Source organism: Marinobacter sp. MBR-105, from assembly GCF_053628895.1.
Map to the genome: position 1 here is coordinate 1 of NZ_JBRJHG010000006.1, position 14,620 is coordinate 14,620.

A 14,620-nucleotide genomic window follows, 5' to 3' on the forward strand; every position below is an offset into this window, starting at 1 on the left:
ACCTTCGATGCCACCGCCGGTGATCTCACCGTGTCTATTGCCACCATCGATAACGGTAACCAGACGATCAATCTGTCGGGTACCACAACGGACGTTGCTCCAAACGAGCAGGTCAGCATCACGATTACGGATTCCTCCGGCAACGTGGTAAATACCACCGCGACGGTAGGAGCAGACGGTTCGTATACACTGAATGGTCTGGATATCAGCAGCTTTGAAAACGGCCAGATTTCTGTCAGCGCCAATGCGATCGATCGCAACGGTCAATCGGTATCGGATTCTGACAGCGATCTGCTGGACAAGAACTTTGCACCCGACGCACAAGCAGATAGCTTCGGTGGTGTAGCCGTTCAAGGACTGTTCGGGGAGTACTATGCGTACGCTCAAGGTAGTGACGGAGGCAACCTCTCCAATGTTGCCCAGGTCAAAGCCTTCATTGCCGCCAATGAGGCCGATGCCACCTTTATCGGTAGAAATATCGACTATGGCTCTGTGAGCGGAGATCTTGGTGGCAACGGTAAAGTTCAGTCGTTCCTCAAAGACGATGCCGGCTCGCTAAGCACAGATCCCGAAAACAGTTCAGATGCCATCGTGAAGCTCACCGGCAATCTGGAACTGCAGGCTGGAACCTACCAGTTCCGAGTTCGTGCAGATGATGGCTATCGAATTGAGGTTAATGGCCAGACGGTTGCCGAGTACAATGGTAATCAGGGCGCGAACACCCGCACGGGCAGCGAGTTCACACTGACGGGAGATGGCCCTCATTCAGTGGAAATCGTTTACTGGGATCAGGGTGGCGCAGCACAGTTGCGTATCGAGCTCCGGGAGCAAGGTGGCGCCTACGAAATATTCGGCTCTCAGCATGCCAGCCATGGTAGCGAGAATCCGGCTTTGGTAGTAAACGAAAACCAGACCCTCGAAATTGATCCAGCCGTCCTGTTGGGCAACGATAGCGACAGCAATGGAGACATCCTGACGATCCAAAGTGTTCAGAGTGCCACCAACGGAACAGTCTCTATTAATGGCGACGGCAACATAGTATTCACCCCGGATGAACACTACTCCGGTAACGCCTCGTTCACTTACACCGCCAGTGATGGCCGTGGCGGCACCGACACCGCAACCGTCACTCTGGATGTAAAGCCTGTAGCGAGCGCACCAACGCTCAGCTTACAGGATGCGGTCAGCGCCCAGGTTGGCGCAACAACAATTTCCACAGGCTCATCAGACACTGTTGTTGACCCCGTTGCTTTCAATTCAGGTGATGGCATTTCAAGGGAAGCTCTGGAGAGCGAATTGAATGTCGCCCAGAACTACCTGAACAACCGGTTTGATCCCTCAGGAACGGGTGTCAATGATTCCGGAACCGTTAACATCCAGGATGGCAAACTGACAGAAGCCACTTACAAGCTTTCAGCCGGCACCGAAATTCGTTGGGACTATACGTTTATCAATGGCGAAGATGATTTCTGGGAAGTATCACGAGGCTTCAATGACATTGTTGCACTAGTGGTGATCTCGCCATCAGGGGCGCGAGAAACCATTCTGGTCGACTCCTCCGAAAACAAATATCCGGACCAGAGTGCAACTGGCATTCAGAGCTTCACGGCAACCGAAAGCGGACATCATCAGTTTCAGTGGATTGTCCTCAATGGTGGCGATAAGAACAAAGATTCGTCTCTGACACTGAGTGCTCCGAGTTTCGCCCTCCCGAATGTAGCCGGCAGTTTTGGTGTACCCGTTGACCTGGCCATCAACGCTGAATTGGCAGACCCGGACGGATCCGAAACCCTGTTGATCACTATTGCGGGTGTTCCGGCTGGAGGTGCGTTGTCTGCGGGCACGCTGAACGCGGATGGATCATGGAGCCTCGTCAGCGGCGACCTGGAAAACCTGCAACTACTGCCTCCGGTTGATTACAACGGTGACGTCCAGCTTACGATTACCGCAACAGCAACAGAATCCGCCAACGATGATTCCGCATCGGTTACGGATACCCTGTCGGTCACCATTACCCAAACAAACAATACCACTTCGGGTACAGAAGGGAATGACACCCTGCAGGGGGCGGCGTCCGACGACCTTATGCGGGGTTACACTGGCAACGATTCGCTATCTGGTGGCGATGGGAACGATTATCTATTTGGCGGCGCCGGCAATGATACCCTGATCGGTGGTACGGGCAGCGATGTACTCACTGGAGGCATGGGTGCCGATGTCTTCCAGTGGGAGCTGGGGGACGCCTCCGATGCTGACCCGACTCAAGACGTCATTACCGATTTCGCACTGGATAATCAGGGATATACAGGAGCTGGAGACGGCGATCAGTTGAATTTTACCGACTTGCTTCATGACGCAGACGCAGCGTCTATCAGCAATTATTTGATGGCCCAGGAAGAGGACGGCGACACGGTCATCTACGTAAATACCGGAGGCACTCTCGATAACAACACAGACAACGCAAACCAATCCATTGTTCTGAGTGGCGTCAGCATGGACGGGCAGTCGTCCGAGCAGTTTATTGATAGCCTGCTGGCAAGCAACCAGATCAAAATCGAGTAAGCGGAAACCACCGCGCCGGTGCCAATGCACCGGCGCGGACTTGTCAGGCCGTTCTACAAAGGATCACCAAGCGATCCTCTGCCCGGAGATCCAGATACTGGCTCCGGGGCAGGTTTAGCTGCAAATGCCGCCCGCGTTCATCCGCTTCGTCCCGAAAAACGCCCAGGGCAATTTCACCGCGCTCCGCCACAATCTTTTCTAACACCTGGAAATCCGCGCTGGCCGGCAACGGGTAGTCGTGGGGGTTCCGGAACTGGATTTCTGCCCCACCCTCCGTGAACAATTCATCCAGCACCACCCGCAGTTCTCGCCGCAGGGCCACCTGAGCCAGTACATGACTGAGGATCATCGGGCTGATCAGCATCTCGCTCTTGTGGCCGTACAACAGATGGCGGTTGTCCGGGTCACTCAGTTCCATAATAATCTGCGGTCGCCTGGGGGCGGCCGACAGAACATCTTCCAACTGGAGATAGCCCACCATGGCACGGGCATCGGCTTCCTCTCCGGAGCCAACTCGATCACTGCTGAGCAACATCACTGTGTCGTATCCAGCTGGATCAAGGCGCCGAAGGTCCTCTTCCACCATGTAGTCAGCTTCCAGCAGGCGACCGTTTACTTTCGACAGGTCAACGCCGTAACGCTGCATTTCCCGATTCCGGTCATCCAACGGAATCGCCGACACCAGATCGAGTTCAAAAACCCGACTGCCATAGCTGGCAAACTCGGCCGCCATGGTCGGCACCCTGCGGTTCCAGCCCAGTACCAGCACCCGGTGGACACCCGGAACCGGCTCTGGCAGGGCCTGATTTTGTCTTCGCTCCAGCTTCGGCAACGTCGCTGCCTTTGGCACGGCCACGGTATGCTGGTAATCCCGGGCCAGAAGCACAACCCGGTCTTCGTTGCGGATGACCGTGCCGGAATCTGCCAACAGATTGACCTGCCAGCCCCCGCTCGGGTTTGGATGCAACAAACCCAGGACAATCGCATTGGGCCGCTGGCTTGCCAGCTCTGCCAAGGTCAGGCCTTCAGCGGTTTCTCCCCCACGCACGAAAATCTCGTTGCCTTCACCAGCGGTCAGCAACTCGTTGTAGACCTCGGAAAGGTTCGGGTGGATGACGTTCTGAACCATCAACCTGCTGATGGTGGCATCACCGGCCACCACTTCCACGGCCCCGGGGTAGGCCCGCTCGATAACGGGCAGTTTACGCATGTCCTGAATTTCAGCCACCACAAAGGGCAGCCGGGCGTTGTAGTGCCTGGCCTGGGCGGCGATGGACAACAGCGCCTTCACGGTTTCAACATCGGAGGTTATCAGCGAGCCGCCCTCGTGCACCTGGCTGGGCACAATCACCGCCGCCGCATCCAGGCAGGCAACCCGATGCAACGCTTCCGGCTGAATGGCAGAGCCGCTCCGCAGAATCACTTCCCGGGCTCGCCGGCCAATACCAGGCTCCCTGATCAGTTCGTGCAAATGCTCGACACTGGCCTCTTCCGCCAAAAGAACCAGCCGCAGTTTCTGGGCGTCATGTTTCTCCAGAAACCGGGCCATACGTCCGGACGAACCAAATAACTCCGCTACCAGCGGCGGCGTCTGGGCGGTCCAGCCCAGCACGACGATATGGTTTTTCAATGTCACCGGAGTAAGGCCACGCTCCAGATCTTCCATCTTGGCAATCAGCCAACGGGTGAGAATGGCCACCAGGGTACCCATGAACACCACGTAGCCCATTATCGTCAGAAGAGTAGAGACAATACGTTGCCAGGTGCCCACATCGTCTCCCAGGTAACCCGGATCGGTCAGGCGCAAAAATGCCCACCAGATGGCATGCCCGGCACTTTCAAACTCGCCGGCCTGGGGCAGCACCACCAGCAGACCACCAATCAGCGATATCAGCGCAATAAAGCCTCCGACCACCAGCAACTGGAAACCAGCCCCCTTGACCAGTTGGCGCTCCACAATGAACTTGATCCGGTCGATAATTCGAAATGGCAGCATTCGGTCCCTTATAGCGTTGTTCATGCGGCAAACGGTTTGCCGGTTTCTGATTCTGTCGCCTAGGATAGTTCAAACAGTCCCGGAAGGTGAGCCCTGACACGATGCGGCCTTCAGGCGTTCTTGTGTTGATCACTGGCGTGTTATGCCAACTGCCTGTTTTTTTTAGGTCTGCCAGTCCATCTCTGACAACTCAGCCAGCGCCGCCTCCAGAGTCGGGTAGAAATAGCTCACGCCGGGCTCCGGTTTTACGCCGGCCCGGGCCAGGGTTCTCAATGGCTGGAACTGCAAGTCAGCAAATACAAGGCGGGTACCGGTTTTCCGGCAACTGGCGATCAGTTTGTTCAGCGCCGCCAGGCCGCCAGCGTCGAGGATGGTCACTCCGTCCATGTACAACACCAGGCCCTTAGCCTGCTGGGACAAGTCTGCCAGCTCGCCGAAGATGCGGTCAGCGGCCGCGAAAAAAAGCGGACCATTGATCTTGAACACCTGCCAACCCTCCGGCACTCCAACCTGCTGCACTCGTTTGTTGCCGGTAATGTCTGTCACCTTGGTCATTTGTGCCATTTCCCGCATGAACAGCACCGCGGCCAGCAACACCCCGGTGGTGATGGCAATCACCATATCCAGGGCCACGGTCAGGCCGAAGCAGGTCAGGAAAACCAGGATGTCGCTGCGGGGCGCGGTTCTCAGCAGGTGCACGGCTTTCGGCGCCTCACTCATGTTCCAGGCCACCATCACCAGCAACGCGGCCATGGCCGGCATGGGCAGATAGGCAAGGATGCCGGCCAGGGAGACCAGCGCCAGCAGCACCACCAGCGCATGAATCATCGCAGCCACCGGCGATTCAGCGCCGGCCCGGTAATTGGCGGCAGACCGGGCAATAGCGGCGGTGGCCGTGATACCACCAAAGAACGGCACCACAATATTGCCAATGCCCTGCCCCATCAGCTCACTGTTGGCACTGTGGCGTTTACCGGTCATGCCATCCAGCACCACCGCACAGAGGAGGGATTCGATGGCCCCCAGCATGGCGATGGCGAAGGCGGCCGGAATCAGCTCCCGGAACAGGTCCCAGGACAGGCCAAGGGATTGTCCATCCGCCCCGGCCTGCTGCCAGGGCCAGGCGAATTCCGGTAAAAACGGAGGTATGCCAGCGCCGGTGCTGCCGTCAGGAAGCAGGTAACTGAAGCGTGAGCCGACGGTCTCAATAGCCGCACCACCGGCATTGAGCCACAACGCCAGCAGACTGCCGACAATCACCGCCGGCAGATGAGGAGGCACCGGGGTTTTCAGCCTTGGCCAGAGCAGCATCACCGCCAGGGTAACCACTGCCACCAGCGTACTCAGCCCATCCAGCGCCGGCAGTTGCTGACCCAGGACCACCAGCTTGTCCCAGTAATGCTCTGGCATAGTGTCTATGGAGAGCCCGAAGAAGTCCTTCACCTGCAAGGTGGCAATCACCACGGCAATACCACCGGTGAAGCCAAGGGTGACGGATTCGGGGATATACTCAATGAAGCGACCCAGACGCATCACCGCCATGATGACCAGCAACACACCGGACATCAGCGTGGCCAGCAGCAAGCCACCCAGGCCATAGCTCTGGGCAATGGGATAGAGAATCACAACAAACGCGGCGGTAGGGCCGGAAATGCTGTAGCGGCTGCCGCCAAACAGGGCAATCAGAAAACCGGCTATGATAGCGGTATACAGGCCATATTGCGGCGCAACCCCGGAGGCAATCGCCAGCGCCATCGCCAGCGGAATGGCAATGATGCCAACCGTGGCGCCAGCCATCAGGTCTTTGAAAAAGCGCCCGCTGTTGTAGGGTTCATCGACGCAGGCCTCGCGAACGGCGTGAGCGGTACGAAGAGAAAAGAGATGGGCGCGATGGGGCATGAACAGACTCTCTCAGGCCAGGCATTTGGTTACATTATATGCTCATCGTCTGTACACTCAATGTTAATATGATTAACATGCCAGTCTGTAACTATCTTCGCTGAACCTGTTGAGAACCAGAAACACCATGGAAAACCGAACTGCCCGGCTGACCCTGTTGATTGACCCTGAAAAGAAGAAAGTTTTCGAGGCCCTTTGCAAACAGGAGGACGTGACTCCCTCCCAGAAGGTGCGTCAGTTCATTCGTGAATATGTGGAAGAGCGGCTCGGGCCAGACTGGCGCGAGAACAGCAGCCAGAAAACCGACTGACTCCGGCAACGTACAATCGGATATGAAAGCTTACGCCACCCGCCTTGTCCTGACGCTTGTAACCGTTGCCGCCTTCACAGGATGCACAGTCATGCGCACAGAGAACCGGCCCGCGCCCGTCAGCCAATACGATGCCGTGATCGTCGACGCCGACACCGGCGATATCCTCACGGTCGCAGAGCTGGCCCGGCAACTGGCAGACACCGATGTGGTGGTGACGGGGGAATACCACGGCCACCATGCCTCGCACCTGTTACAGGCCCGCCTTCAACAGGCGCTGTACCGGCACAACCCCCGGCAGATCCTGTCCATGGAGCAGTTCAACCTGAACCACCAGGACGCCCTGGATGCCTACCTGGCCGGACAAACCGGTGAAACGGAAATGATCGAAGACGCGGACGCCTGGGAGAACTACAAAGCCTCCTACCGGCCCCTGGTGGAATTTGCCCGAGAACACCAGCTGCCGGTTGTCGCGGCTAACGCCCCGGCGGATATCGTGCGCTGTGTCGGCCGTGAGGGGATGGACTATCTTCAACGCCTGCCAGACGCGCAACGCGCCGCCCTGCCCGCACAGGCCTTCCTGGATACCCCGGACTACCGTGACAAATTCGTCGACGCCATTGCCGGCAGCCACGGTGCGGAACAGACAGAACTGACCGGGCGCCTGCTAAATACCTATCAGGCCCAGCTGTTGCGGGACAACACCATGGCCGAGCGGATACTGACTGCACTGAATGAACACCCCGGACATCAGGTTTTGCACACCACCGGCACCTTCCACAGCGAACAGCGGCTCGGTACCGTTGCGGTCCTTGAGCAACGGGCACCAGAGCTGAGCATTGCAGTGCTCTCACCGGTTGAATGGTCGCCCCCGGAACAGGCGATGCCGGTGGCAGCAAACCGTCACAAGGGTGACTACCTTTACTTTATTCTGCCCCTGCCTCCGGAATACCGGGATGCGGAACGCCAGCGCAGCGCCATGCAGAAACGCTTCAGCCGCCATTCAGACACCCGCTGCGAGTGACCAAAGTGGCGCGTAAGGCGCGCCTTCCCAGCAGCCCCGGTTCCCGTTAACCTGCGCAGACATCAGGACGTTTTCCGAACCGCAAGGAGTAAGCCATGAAAGTTGTCTCTGCCCTGATTATCGGCCTGTGCGCCATTGTTGCTGCTTCCCTGTTGAGCCAGGGCTTGATGGGGCTTCGCACGGCCGATCGCTACGTAACGGTCAAGGGCATGGCCGAACGGGAAGTGCAGGCAGACCTGGCGCTCTGGCCCATACGCTTTGTTGCCACCGGTAGCACGCTGGACGAAGCACAGAACAAAGCCCGAAGCAGCCGGGAAGCCATCATGGCGTTCCTGAAACTGCAGGCCATTGACCAGTCAGCGGTTGAGCTCCAACGTCTGGACGTGACCGACACTCGCGCCAATCCATACGCCGGCAATATCAGCGAGCAACAGTACATCATCAATCAGACCCTGATGGTGCGCAGCACCGATATCGATCGCATCCGACAGGCGGCACAGAACGTCAGCGAGCTAGTGGATTCCGGCGTAGTGTTGTCCTCAGACTACGGCCCGAGCGGCCCCACTTACCTGTTCAACGGCCTGAACGATATCAAACCGGCCATGATCGCCGAGGCCACCGCGGCGGCCCGTGAATCCGCCCAACAGTTCGCTCGGGATGCCGAGGCCAAACTTGGCAGCCTGCGCCGGGCCAATCAGGGTGTGTTCCAGATTCTGGCAAGGGATCAGGCACCAGGCGTGTCGGAGCAACAACAGCCTGTGAAAACCGTGCGGGTGGTCTCCACCTTCGATTACTACCTGGAGTAACCGAAAACAGGTGCCTACTGGGTGGCCACCATCTCGTCGGTCACCTGATAGTCGCCGGCCAGCCAGCGCAGGATCTCGTGAGCCGCGGGGTGATCAAACGCGTCGTAGGTGTGAATCAATGCCTGCTTTTTCTCATCGCTGATTCGTGCCAGCCCGGTGTCCTGCAGGGTCAGCAAATCCCTGTGCAACTGCCCCGCAAGCTCCAACCCCAGCACTTCCCGCGCTGCATGCAAAAACGCCTGGCCATACTGGTAGTCCGGCCCCTGGCGGTAGCATTCCGCCAGTGTGATCGCCGGGATCGTGGTCAGCACCGGCTGCAGTGCCGGATTGATGGCGTGGCCGGAAAGGTAGGCGGCATTCCCGGCAGGGCGGCCGGTAAAGCCACGAAGATGCAGATGCCGGGACATGCGATCGCCATCATTCACCGGGTAATTATCCCAGAGCAGTGGCTTGCGCCCCAGCAACTTGCTGACACGTTTGAGATGGCCCGGAGAAACTTCACGGGAACAGACCTCTTCCCCGGTCCAGAAAACTCTCACTTCACGGTCCAGTTCCGCCCCCAGGGTTTCCAGATAGTCCGCCGGCCGCTGCCCGAACACCCGGTCCAGCACCGGGTCATCGGAGTAGTAGGTGGGGCATACGCTAAGTTTGCCGGCACTGGTGTTGGCTTTTACCCAGTCCACGATCCGAGCCTGGGTGCGGGCCAGGTCCGGGGTGTCCGGGTGCATGTCATCAAACAGGATAGCCAGCTCCTGGATACCGAGGCGATCCAGCATTTTCAGTTTCTTCGCCAGGGCCTCCCGGGCCGCCTCATCGAAGTTATTGAAGATTTCGAACGGGCTCAGCCCAATACCAAACCGCACACCTTCACGCCGGCAGAATCTGGCAAAGTCCGCCATTGCCTCAGCCTGCTCCGGAGGGTGCGGCTCCTGCCAGCGACGACGCAGGTAAGGATCGGCCTTGGGGGCATACAGATAGAAGCCGTAACCATGGGCAAGCAGGGTATTGACCAGTTGGCGCCGTTCGGACCAGCTCCACAGGGGGCCGTAAAATCCTTCAATAATTCCCAGTTCCACCGTCATAAACCTGTTGCTCCCTGTCTGCCACCCAAGCGAGTACTATACCGGACCAGCCGCCTTGATGACGGGATCGTCAGATCTCAGCAAGCATACCGTATGATTAGATCCTAGCCGCTACTGTCACAACCTGCCTAGAATAAACGATCCGGTAATATGTTGAGTTTTCAGGAGCACAACTTTCATGCCCAATGGTCAAGACCGACTGCCCGCACTGGACGCGCTTCGAGGCATAGCGGCCCTGGGTGTGGTGCTGTTCCACTACCTCCCCTACTACGACAAACTCTACGGCCACAGTTTCAGCACGCCGGACACCCTCGGTTTCGGGCGCTACGGGGTTCACCTGTTCTTCATCCTCAGCGGCTTTGTCATCTTCATGACCCTGGAGCGCACCCGCAGCGCCAGCTGGTTCGGACTGGCCCGGGCCTTCCGCCTGCTGCCTGCACTCTGGGCCGGCATTATATTGACCTGGATTGCCGTTCAACTGATGGGGCCAGCTGACCGCATGGTGAGCCCGGGCTCGGCGCTACTGAACATCACTCTGCTGCACGAATACCTGGGCCATCCCCATGTCGATGGCGCCTACTGGAGCCTGGTGATTGAAGCCACGTTCTACGTCTGGATTGCCTTGCTGTTCTACGGGCTGGGGAGCTGGCAGCGCATGCGGCCAGTGCTCTGGGCCTGGACTCTGGCCAGCTACGCGGCGGTGATCTGGTGGAAGGCCATTCCCGATGGGCTGGAGTTCCTGATCAAGGACCTGTTGTTTACCCGCTACGCGCCCCTGTTCATCAGCGGCATGCTGATCTACCGCTGGCACCGCCACAATCGTTTGCCGGTCGCGGATCTTGCGCTATTGACACTAACCATCAGCCACTGCCTGCTCGCTTACAAGGCACCGTTCAACCTCTTTGTGCTCGGCTGTTATGGCGTTTTCGGGCTGGCCGTAGCCGGCTACCTCAACGTTCTGGCACGGCCGGGACTGCTCTGGCTGGGCAGCATTTCATACACCCTGTACCTGGTGCACCAGAACATTGGTTATGGCGTGATTGATCTGGCTTACAAATCCGGTCTACCCGGCCAACTTGGTGTGATGATGGCCCTGGCCGTCGCCATTGGTCTGGCGGCAGCCCTGCATTACGGTATCGAAAAACCCGCTCTGCGCTGGTTCCGGCAGTGGCGCAAACGTGCCGCACCAGCCACCGGACTGACGTTGATCAACGCCCCGGTACCGAAAAAAGCGGAAAATCTTGACTAGACTGAACACAACAAAAGACCTGAAACCCATTGCCTGACAAGAGTAAGACGCCATGGAAATCAAAACCTTCGCAGACCTGATTGACTGGACACGCCAGCTCCACGCCCACCTTGCCCGGTGCCTGCACGAATCCGCCCAGAAAAATCAGAACGAACGCGCCAGCGCCTTGCTCGATTACATCAGTTCCCACGAGGCACTGCTGGAAAAGGCTGTTGCCGAGTACGAGAAACAGGCCGATCCGAAAGCCATGACCACCCGCCTGTACGATTATGGCGTGCATAAACCCATCGAGAAGAACCGCACCTGCGATACCCGCCATAACGACCTGGACTTTGACGGTATCGCCCGGGAGATCTTTGATTTCCACGACCAGGTGATGGACCTGTACGACTCCCTGATCGGCAAAGCCGAGATTCCCGAGGCCAAATCCCTGCTGGAGGATCTGAAATCCCTGGAGGAGCACGAGGCCATGCTCCTGGCCAGCCAGATCGGTCGAATGAACGACATCTAACGTTAGACCAATGTCGTAGTCCGGCAATTTTTTGCTGCAGCCCACCCGCCATAGTTGCTAATCTGAACTACAATCTTGAGTTCCGGACCCCACGAGGGGCCGGGCTCTACTACAACAATGACAAGAGGTTAGAAGAGCAATGAAGATCCGTTCTGTTCTTTCCGCGGCTGTGCTGGCTGTGGCAACTACCTTTGCCGCCACCCAGGCGCTTGCCCAAGACAAGTTCACCCTGCGACTGGCAGAAACCTGGGGGCCGAACTTCCCCATTTTTGGTGACACCACCAAACGCTTCGCCGAAACCGTTAACAAGATGTCTGATGGCCGACTGACCGTCCGCATCGACTCAGCCAACAAGCACAAGGCCCCGCTGGGCGTATTCGACATGGTCAAGGCCGGTCAGTACGACATGGGCCACTCCGCCTCCTATTACTGGAAGGGCAAGGTGCCGGAAACCCTGTTCTTCACCAGCATGCCATTTGGCATGAATGCCATGGAACAGTACGCGTGGTTCTACCACGGTGGCGGCATGGAGCTGATGCAGGAAGTGTATGAGCCCCACAACATGCTGTCGTTCCCTGGCGGCAACACCGGCGTACAGATGGGCGGCTGGTTCCGCAAGGAAATCAAGTCCCTGGATGACCTCAAGGGTCTGAAAATGCGTATTCCCGGTTTTGCCGGTGAAGTCTTCGCAGAAGTGGGTGTTAACCCCACCAACATCGCCCCGGGCGAGCTCTACACCGCTCTGGAGCGTAATACGATTGATGCCGTTGAGTGGGTAGGCCCGGCGCTGGATTTGCGTCTTGGTTTCCAGCAGATTGCTGACTACTACTACACCGGCTGGCACGAACCGGCAACCGAGCTGCAGTTCCTGATCAACAAACGCGTTTGGGATCGCCTGCCGGCAGACCTTCAGGAAATCATGCGGGTAGCCATGCGCACCGCTTCCTATGACATGCTGGTTCACTCCCAGCACGCCAACGCCGAAGCCTGGGCAAACATCAAGGAAGAGTATCCGAACGTACAGATCAAGCGTTTCCCGGATGACATTTTCCAGGCCATGTACGAGGCCAACGAGAAGCTGTTGAAAGAAGCCGCGGCAGAAAGTGAGATGGCTGCGAAGATCATTGAATCCCAGCACAATTATCTGGAGCAGAGCCGCGCTTACACCGACATTTCGGAGCGGGCTTACCTCAACACCATGGCCGAAGTCGAGTAAACTATTCGTTTATGACGAATCAGAGCCGGGATCGCTCTTCCAAGTGATCCCGGCTTTTTCATTTCCAACATTCAGAAATTCCGCGATGCGGAGGAAGAAGTTCGATGCGCTGGATTATCCGACTGGACGAGAGCCTGGCCTGGCTCTCCAAACTTTGCGGCTGGATCGCCTGTGTGGCCATGATCCTGATGGCTGCCAACGTCTTCTATGACGTGGTCGCACGTTATGCTTTCAACGATGTATCCATCGCCATGCAGGAAATGGAATGGCACCTTTATTCAGTCGTCTTCCTGCTTGGCATTCCCTATGCCCTGCGCACTGATGGTCATGTACGTGTGGACGTTTTCTATACCAACTGGAGCCAGAAGCGCAAAGCCTGGATTAACCTGATTGGCGCCGTTCTTTTTGTTATTCCGTTCGCCTACCTGATTGCCACCTATGGCTACAGCTACGCCATGGATGCCTACCAGATGGGCGAAGGCAGCGGCGACCCCGGTGGCTTACCGCACCGCTGGGTGATCAAATCCGTGATTCCGGTCAGCGCTTTCTTTATGGGAACGGCCGGTTTGAACATGGTCACCTACGCTATCCGTGTGATGGCCGGTGACAAGCGGTACGAAGGCGAGCACAGCGCAGGAGGTCTGGCATGATCGGTATGATTATGTTCGGCGTGGCGCTGGTCATGCTGATGTTCGGTTTCCCGGTAGCCTTCACCTTCGGCGGCGTCGCACTGTTTTTCGGTATCTACGCCGAAGGCATGGATCTGTTTGCCTTCATGCCCTTCCGGATCATGAGCGTGATGCAGAACACCGTGTTGATGGCAGTGCCTCTGTTCATCTTCATGGGTGTGGTACTGCAGCGCACCAGACTGGCTGAACAGTTGCTGACCTCCATGGGACGGCTGTTTGGCGGGTTGCCCGGCGGCCTTGCCATTTCCACCATTCTGGTCGGTGCTCTGCTGGCTGCCTCCACCGGCGTTGTCGGCGCCAGCGTGGTTGCCATGGGCCTGATTTCGCTTCCGGTCATGCTCGCGCACAAGTACGACAAGCGCCTGGCCACCGGCACCATCTGCGCCTCGGGCACCCTGGGCCAGATTGTGCCGCCGTCGATCATCCTGATCATTCTGGGTGACGTTCTTGGCCTGCCCGTGGGTGATCTGTTCAAGGCCGCGGTCATGCCCGGCGTGGTACTGATTGGCCTGTATATCGTCTACATTCTGATCCTGACCCGCTTCAAACCGGAAACCGCACCGGCCATGCCCGCCCAGGATGAATCGGTCAGTCGGGGCAAGGAAATCCGGGATGCCCTGCTGGCGATTATTCCGCCACTGGCGTTGATCGTTATCGTATTGGGCTCCATCTTCACCGGCATCGCCACTCCCACGGAATCCTCCGCACTGGGCGGCGTTGGCGCCGTGGTTCTGGCCATCATCTACCGCCAGTTCTCGTTCAAGATGGTCTGGGATGCCGCCAAAGATACGGTCAGCGTGACCGCCATGGTGTTCGCTATCCTGATCGGCGCAACCGCCTTCTCCATGGTCTTCAGCTATACCGGTGGCGATTACCTGCTGGAAGAGTGGCTGATGATGCTGCCCGGCGAACAGTGGGGCTTCATTATCCTGGCCATGGTGGTCATTCTGGTGCTGGGTTTCTTCATCGATTTCGTGGAGATTTCCTTCATCATCGTGCCCATCCTGGCACCGGTGGCCGAGGCCATGGGCATCAACATGCTCTGGTTCGCGATCCTGATTGCCATGAACCTGCAAACCAGCTTCCTGACACCACCATTCGGGTTTTCGCTGTTCTACCTCAAGGGGGTGGCGCCACCGGAAGTCCGAACCACGGATATCTACAAGGGCATTATCCCGTTCATTCTGATCCAGATTCTGGTGCTGGCGTTGATCGTCATTTTCCCCGAATGGTTTGGCATGAGCGCCACCTACTGACCCCAGGATAACCCTGCAAC

12 protein-coding genes are annotated in these 14,620 nt (G+C 57.8%); 9 read left to right on the forward strand and 3 right to left on the reverse strand.

What is annotated here, in order from left to right:
• The coding region (locus ACSSVV_RS08535; protein WP_454106092.1) for an Ig-like domain-containing protein at window positions 1-2,562 on the forward strand (2,562 nt) is incomplete at its 5' end.
• A 43-nt stretch (window positions 2,563-2,605) separates the two neighbouring features.
• On the opposite strand, the gene ACSSVV_RS08540 is transcribed toward ACSSVV_RS08535, so the two are convergent.
• Together ACSSVV_RS08540 and dauA are read right to left on the reverse strand one after the other, a co-directional pair.
• Window positions 2,606-4,558, reverse strand: coding sequence for a CASTOR/POLLUX-related putative ion channel (locus tag ACSSVV_RS08540; RefSeq protein WP_014422747.1), 1,953 nt, complete (start codon window positions 4,556-4,558; stop codon window positions 2,606-2,608).
• A gap of 162 nt (window positions 4,559-4,720) precedes the next feature.
• Entirely contained in the window at window positions 4,721-6,457 is a 1,737-nt protein-coding gene (gene dauA / locus ACSSVV_RS08545; protein ID WP_014422748.1) for a C4-dicarboxylic acid transporter DauA, read from the reverse strand.
• A gap of 127 nt (window positions 6,458-6,584) precedes the next feature.
• Here dauA and ACSSVV_RS08550 point away from each other — a divergent pair, with 127 nt between their 5' ends.
• The 3 genes from ACSSVV_RS08550 to ACSSVV_RS08560 all read left to right on the forward strand — a co-directional run bounded on the left by ACSSVV_RS08550 (window position 6,585) and on the right by ACSSVV_RS08560 (window position 8,597).
• A complete protein-coding gene (locus tag ACSSVV_RS08550) occupies window positions 6,585-6,767 on the forward strand; it encodes a hypothetical protein (protein WP_014422749.1) in 183 nt (60 codons plus the stop codon).
• A 91-nt stretch (window positions 6,768-6,858) separates the two neighbouring features.
• The gene (locus ACSSVV_RS08555) at window positions 6,859-7,791 is read left to right on the forward strand and encodes a ChaN family lipoprotein (RefSeq protein WP_454106093.1); all 933 of its coding nucleotides are present in this window, start codon (window positions 6,859-6,861) and stop codon (window positions 7,789-7,791) included.
• Between the two features lie 95 nt (window positions 7,792-7,886).
• The gene (locus tag ACSSVV_RS08560) at window positions 7,887-8,597 is read left to right on the forward strand and encodes an SIMPL domain-containing protein (RefSeq protein WP_023011275.1); all 711 of its coding nucleotides are present in this window, start codon (window positions 7,887-7,889) and stop codon (window positions 8,595-8,597) included.
• Window positions 8,598-8,611: 14 nt separating this feature from the next.
• On the opposite strand, the gene ACSSVV_RS08565 is transcribed toward ACSSVV_RS08560, so the two are convergent.
• A complete protein-coding gene (locus ACSSVV_RS08565; protein WP_023011276.1) occupies window positions 8,612-9,679 on the reverse strand; it encodes a beta-N-acetylglucosaminidase domain-containing protein in 1,068 nt (355 codons plus the stop codon).
• Between the two features lie 178 nt (window positions 9,680-9,857).
• On the opposite strand from ACSSVV_RS08565, the gene ACSSVV_RS08570 reads away from it, so the two are divergent.
• The 5 genes from ACSSVV_RS08570 (at window position 9,858) to ACSSVV_RS08590 (ending at window position 14,600) form a co-directional block, all read left to right on the forward strand.
• Entirely contained in the window at window positions 9,858-10,928 is a 1,071-nt protein-coding gene (locus ACSSVV_RS08570; protein WP_454106094.1) for an acyltransferase family protein, read from the forward strand.
• A gap of 52 nt (window positions 10,929-10,980) precedes the next feature.
• On the forward strand, window positions 10,981-11,439 hold the full coding sequence (locus ACSSVV_RS08575; protein WP_222534020.1) for an ATPase: 459 nt from the start codon (window positions 10,981-10,983) through the stop codon (window positions 11,437-11,439).
• Between the two features lie 139 nt (window positions 11,440-11,578).
• Window positions 11,579-12,655, forward strand: a complete 1,077-nt coding sequence (locus ACSSVV_RS08580; RefSeq protein ID WP_011786889.1) for a TRAP transporter substrate-binding protein — start codon at window positions 11,579-11,581, stop codon at window positions 12,653-12,655.
• A 104-nt stretch (window positions 12,656-12,759) separates the two neighbouring features.
• The gene (locus ACSSVV_RS08585) at window positions 12,760-13,305 is read left to right on the forward strand and encodes a TRAP transporter small permease subunit (protein ID WP_011786890.1); all 546 of its coding nucleotides are present in this window, start codon (window positions 12,760-12,762) and stop codon (window positions 13,303-13,305) included.
• The gene (locus ACSSVV_RS08590) at window positions 13,302-14,600 is read left to right on the forward strand and encodes a TRAP transporter large permease (RefSeq protein WP_011786891.1); all 1,299 of its coding nucleotides are present in this window, start codon (window positions 13,302-13,304) and stop codon (window positions 14,598-14,600) included. The genes ACSSVV_RS08585 and ACSSVV_RS08590 overlap by 4 nt, the downstream gene beginning before the upstream one ends.
• Window positions 14,601-14,620: the final 20 nt, after the last annotated feature.

What these genes read in the sequence shown, in the direction of transcription:
- ACSSVV_RS08540 (WP_014422747.1), bottom strand. Translation starts at nt 4,558, where the DNA reads ATGCTGCCATTTCGAATTATCGACCGGATCAAGTTCATTGTGGAGCGC.
- dauA (WP_014422748.1), bottom strand. Translation starts at nt 6,457, where the DNA reads ATGCCCCATCGCGCCCATCTCTTTTCTCTTCGTACCGCTCACGCCGTT.
- ACSSVV_RS08550 (WP_014422749.1), top strand. Translation starts at nt 6,585, where the DNA reads ATGGAAAACCGAACTGCCCGGCTGACCCTGTTGATTGACCCTGAAAAG.
- ACSSVV_RS08555 (WP_454106093.1), top strand. Translation starts at nt 6,859, where the DNA reads ATGCGCACAGAGAACCGGCCCGCGCCCGTCAGCCAATACGATGCCGTG.
- ACSSVV_RS08560 (WP_023011275.1), top strand. Translation starts at nt 7,887, where the DNA reads ATGAAAGTTGTCTCTGCCCTGATTATCGGCCTGTGCGCCATTGTTGCT.
- ACSSVV_RS08565 (WP_023011276.1), bottom strand. Translation starts at nt 9,679, where the DNA reads ATGACGGTGGAACTGGGAATTATTGAAGGATTTTACGGCCCCCTGTGG.
- ACSSVV_RS08570 (WP_454106094.1), top strand. Translation starts at nt 9,858, where the DNA reads ATGCCCAATGGTCAAGACCGACTGCCCGCACTGGACGCGCTTCGAGGC.
- ACSSVV_RS08575 (WP_222534020.1), top strand. Translation starts at nt 10,981, where the DNA reads ATGGAAATCAAAACCTTCGCAGACCTGATTGACTGGACACGCCAGCTC.
- ACSSVV_RS08580 (WP_011786889.1), top strand. Translation starts at nt 11,579, where the DNA reads ATGAAGATCCGTTCTGTTCTTTCCGCGGCTGTGCTGGCTGTGGCAACT.
- ACSSVV_RS08585 (WP_011786890.1), top strand. Translation starts at nt 12,760, where the DNA reads ATGCGCTGGATTATCCGACTGGACGAGAGCCTGGCCTGGCTCTCCAAA.
- ACSSVV_RS08590 (WP_011786891.1), top strand. Translation starts at nt 13,302, where the DNA reads ATGATCGGTATGATTATGTTCGGCGTGGCGCTGGTCATGCTGATGTTC.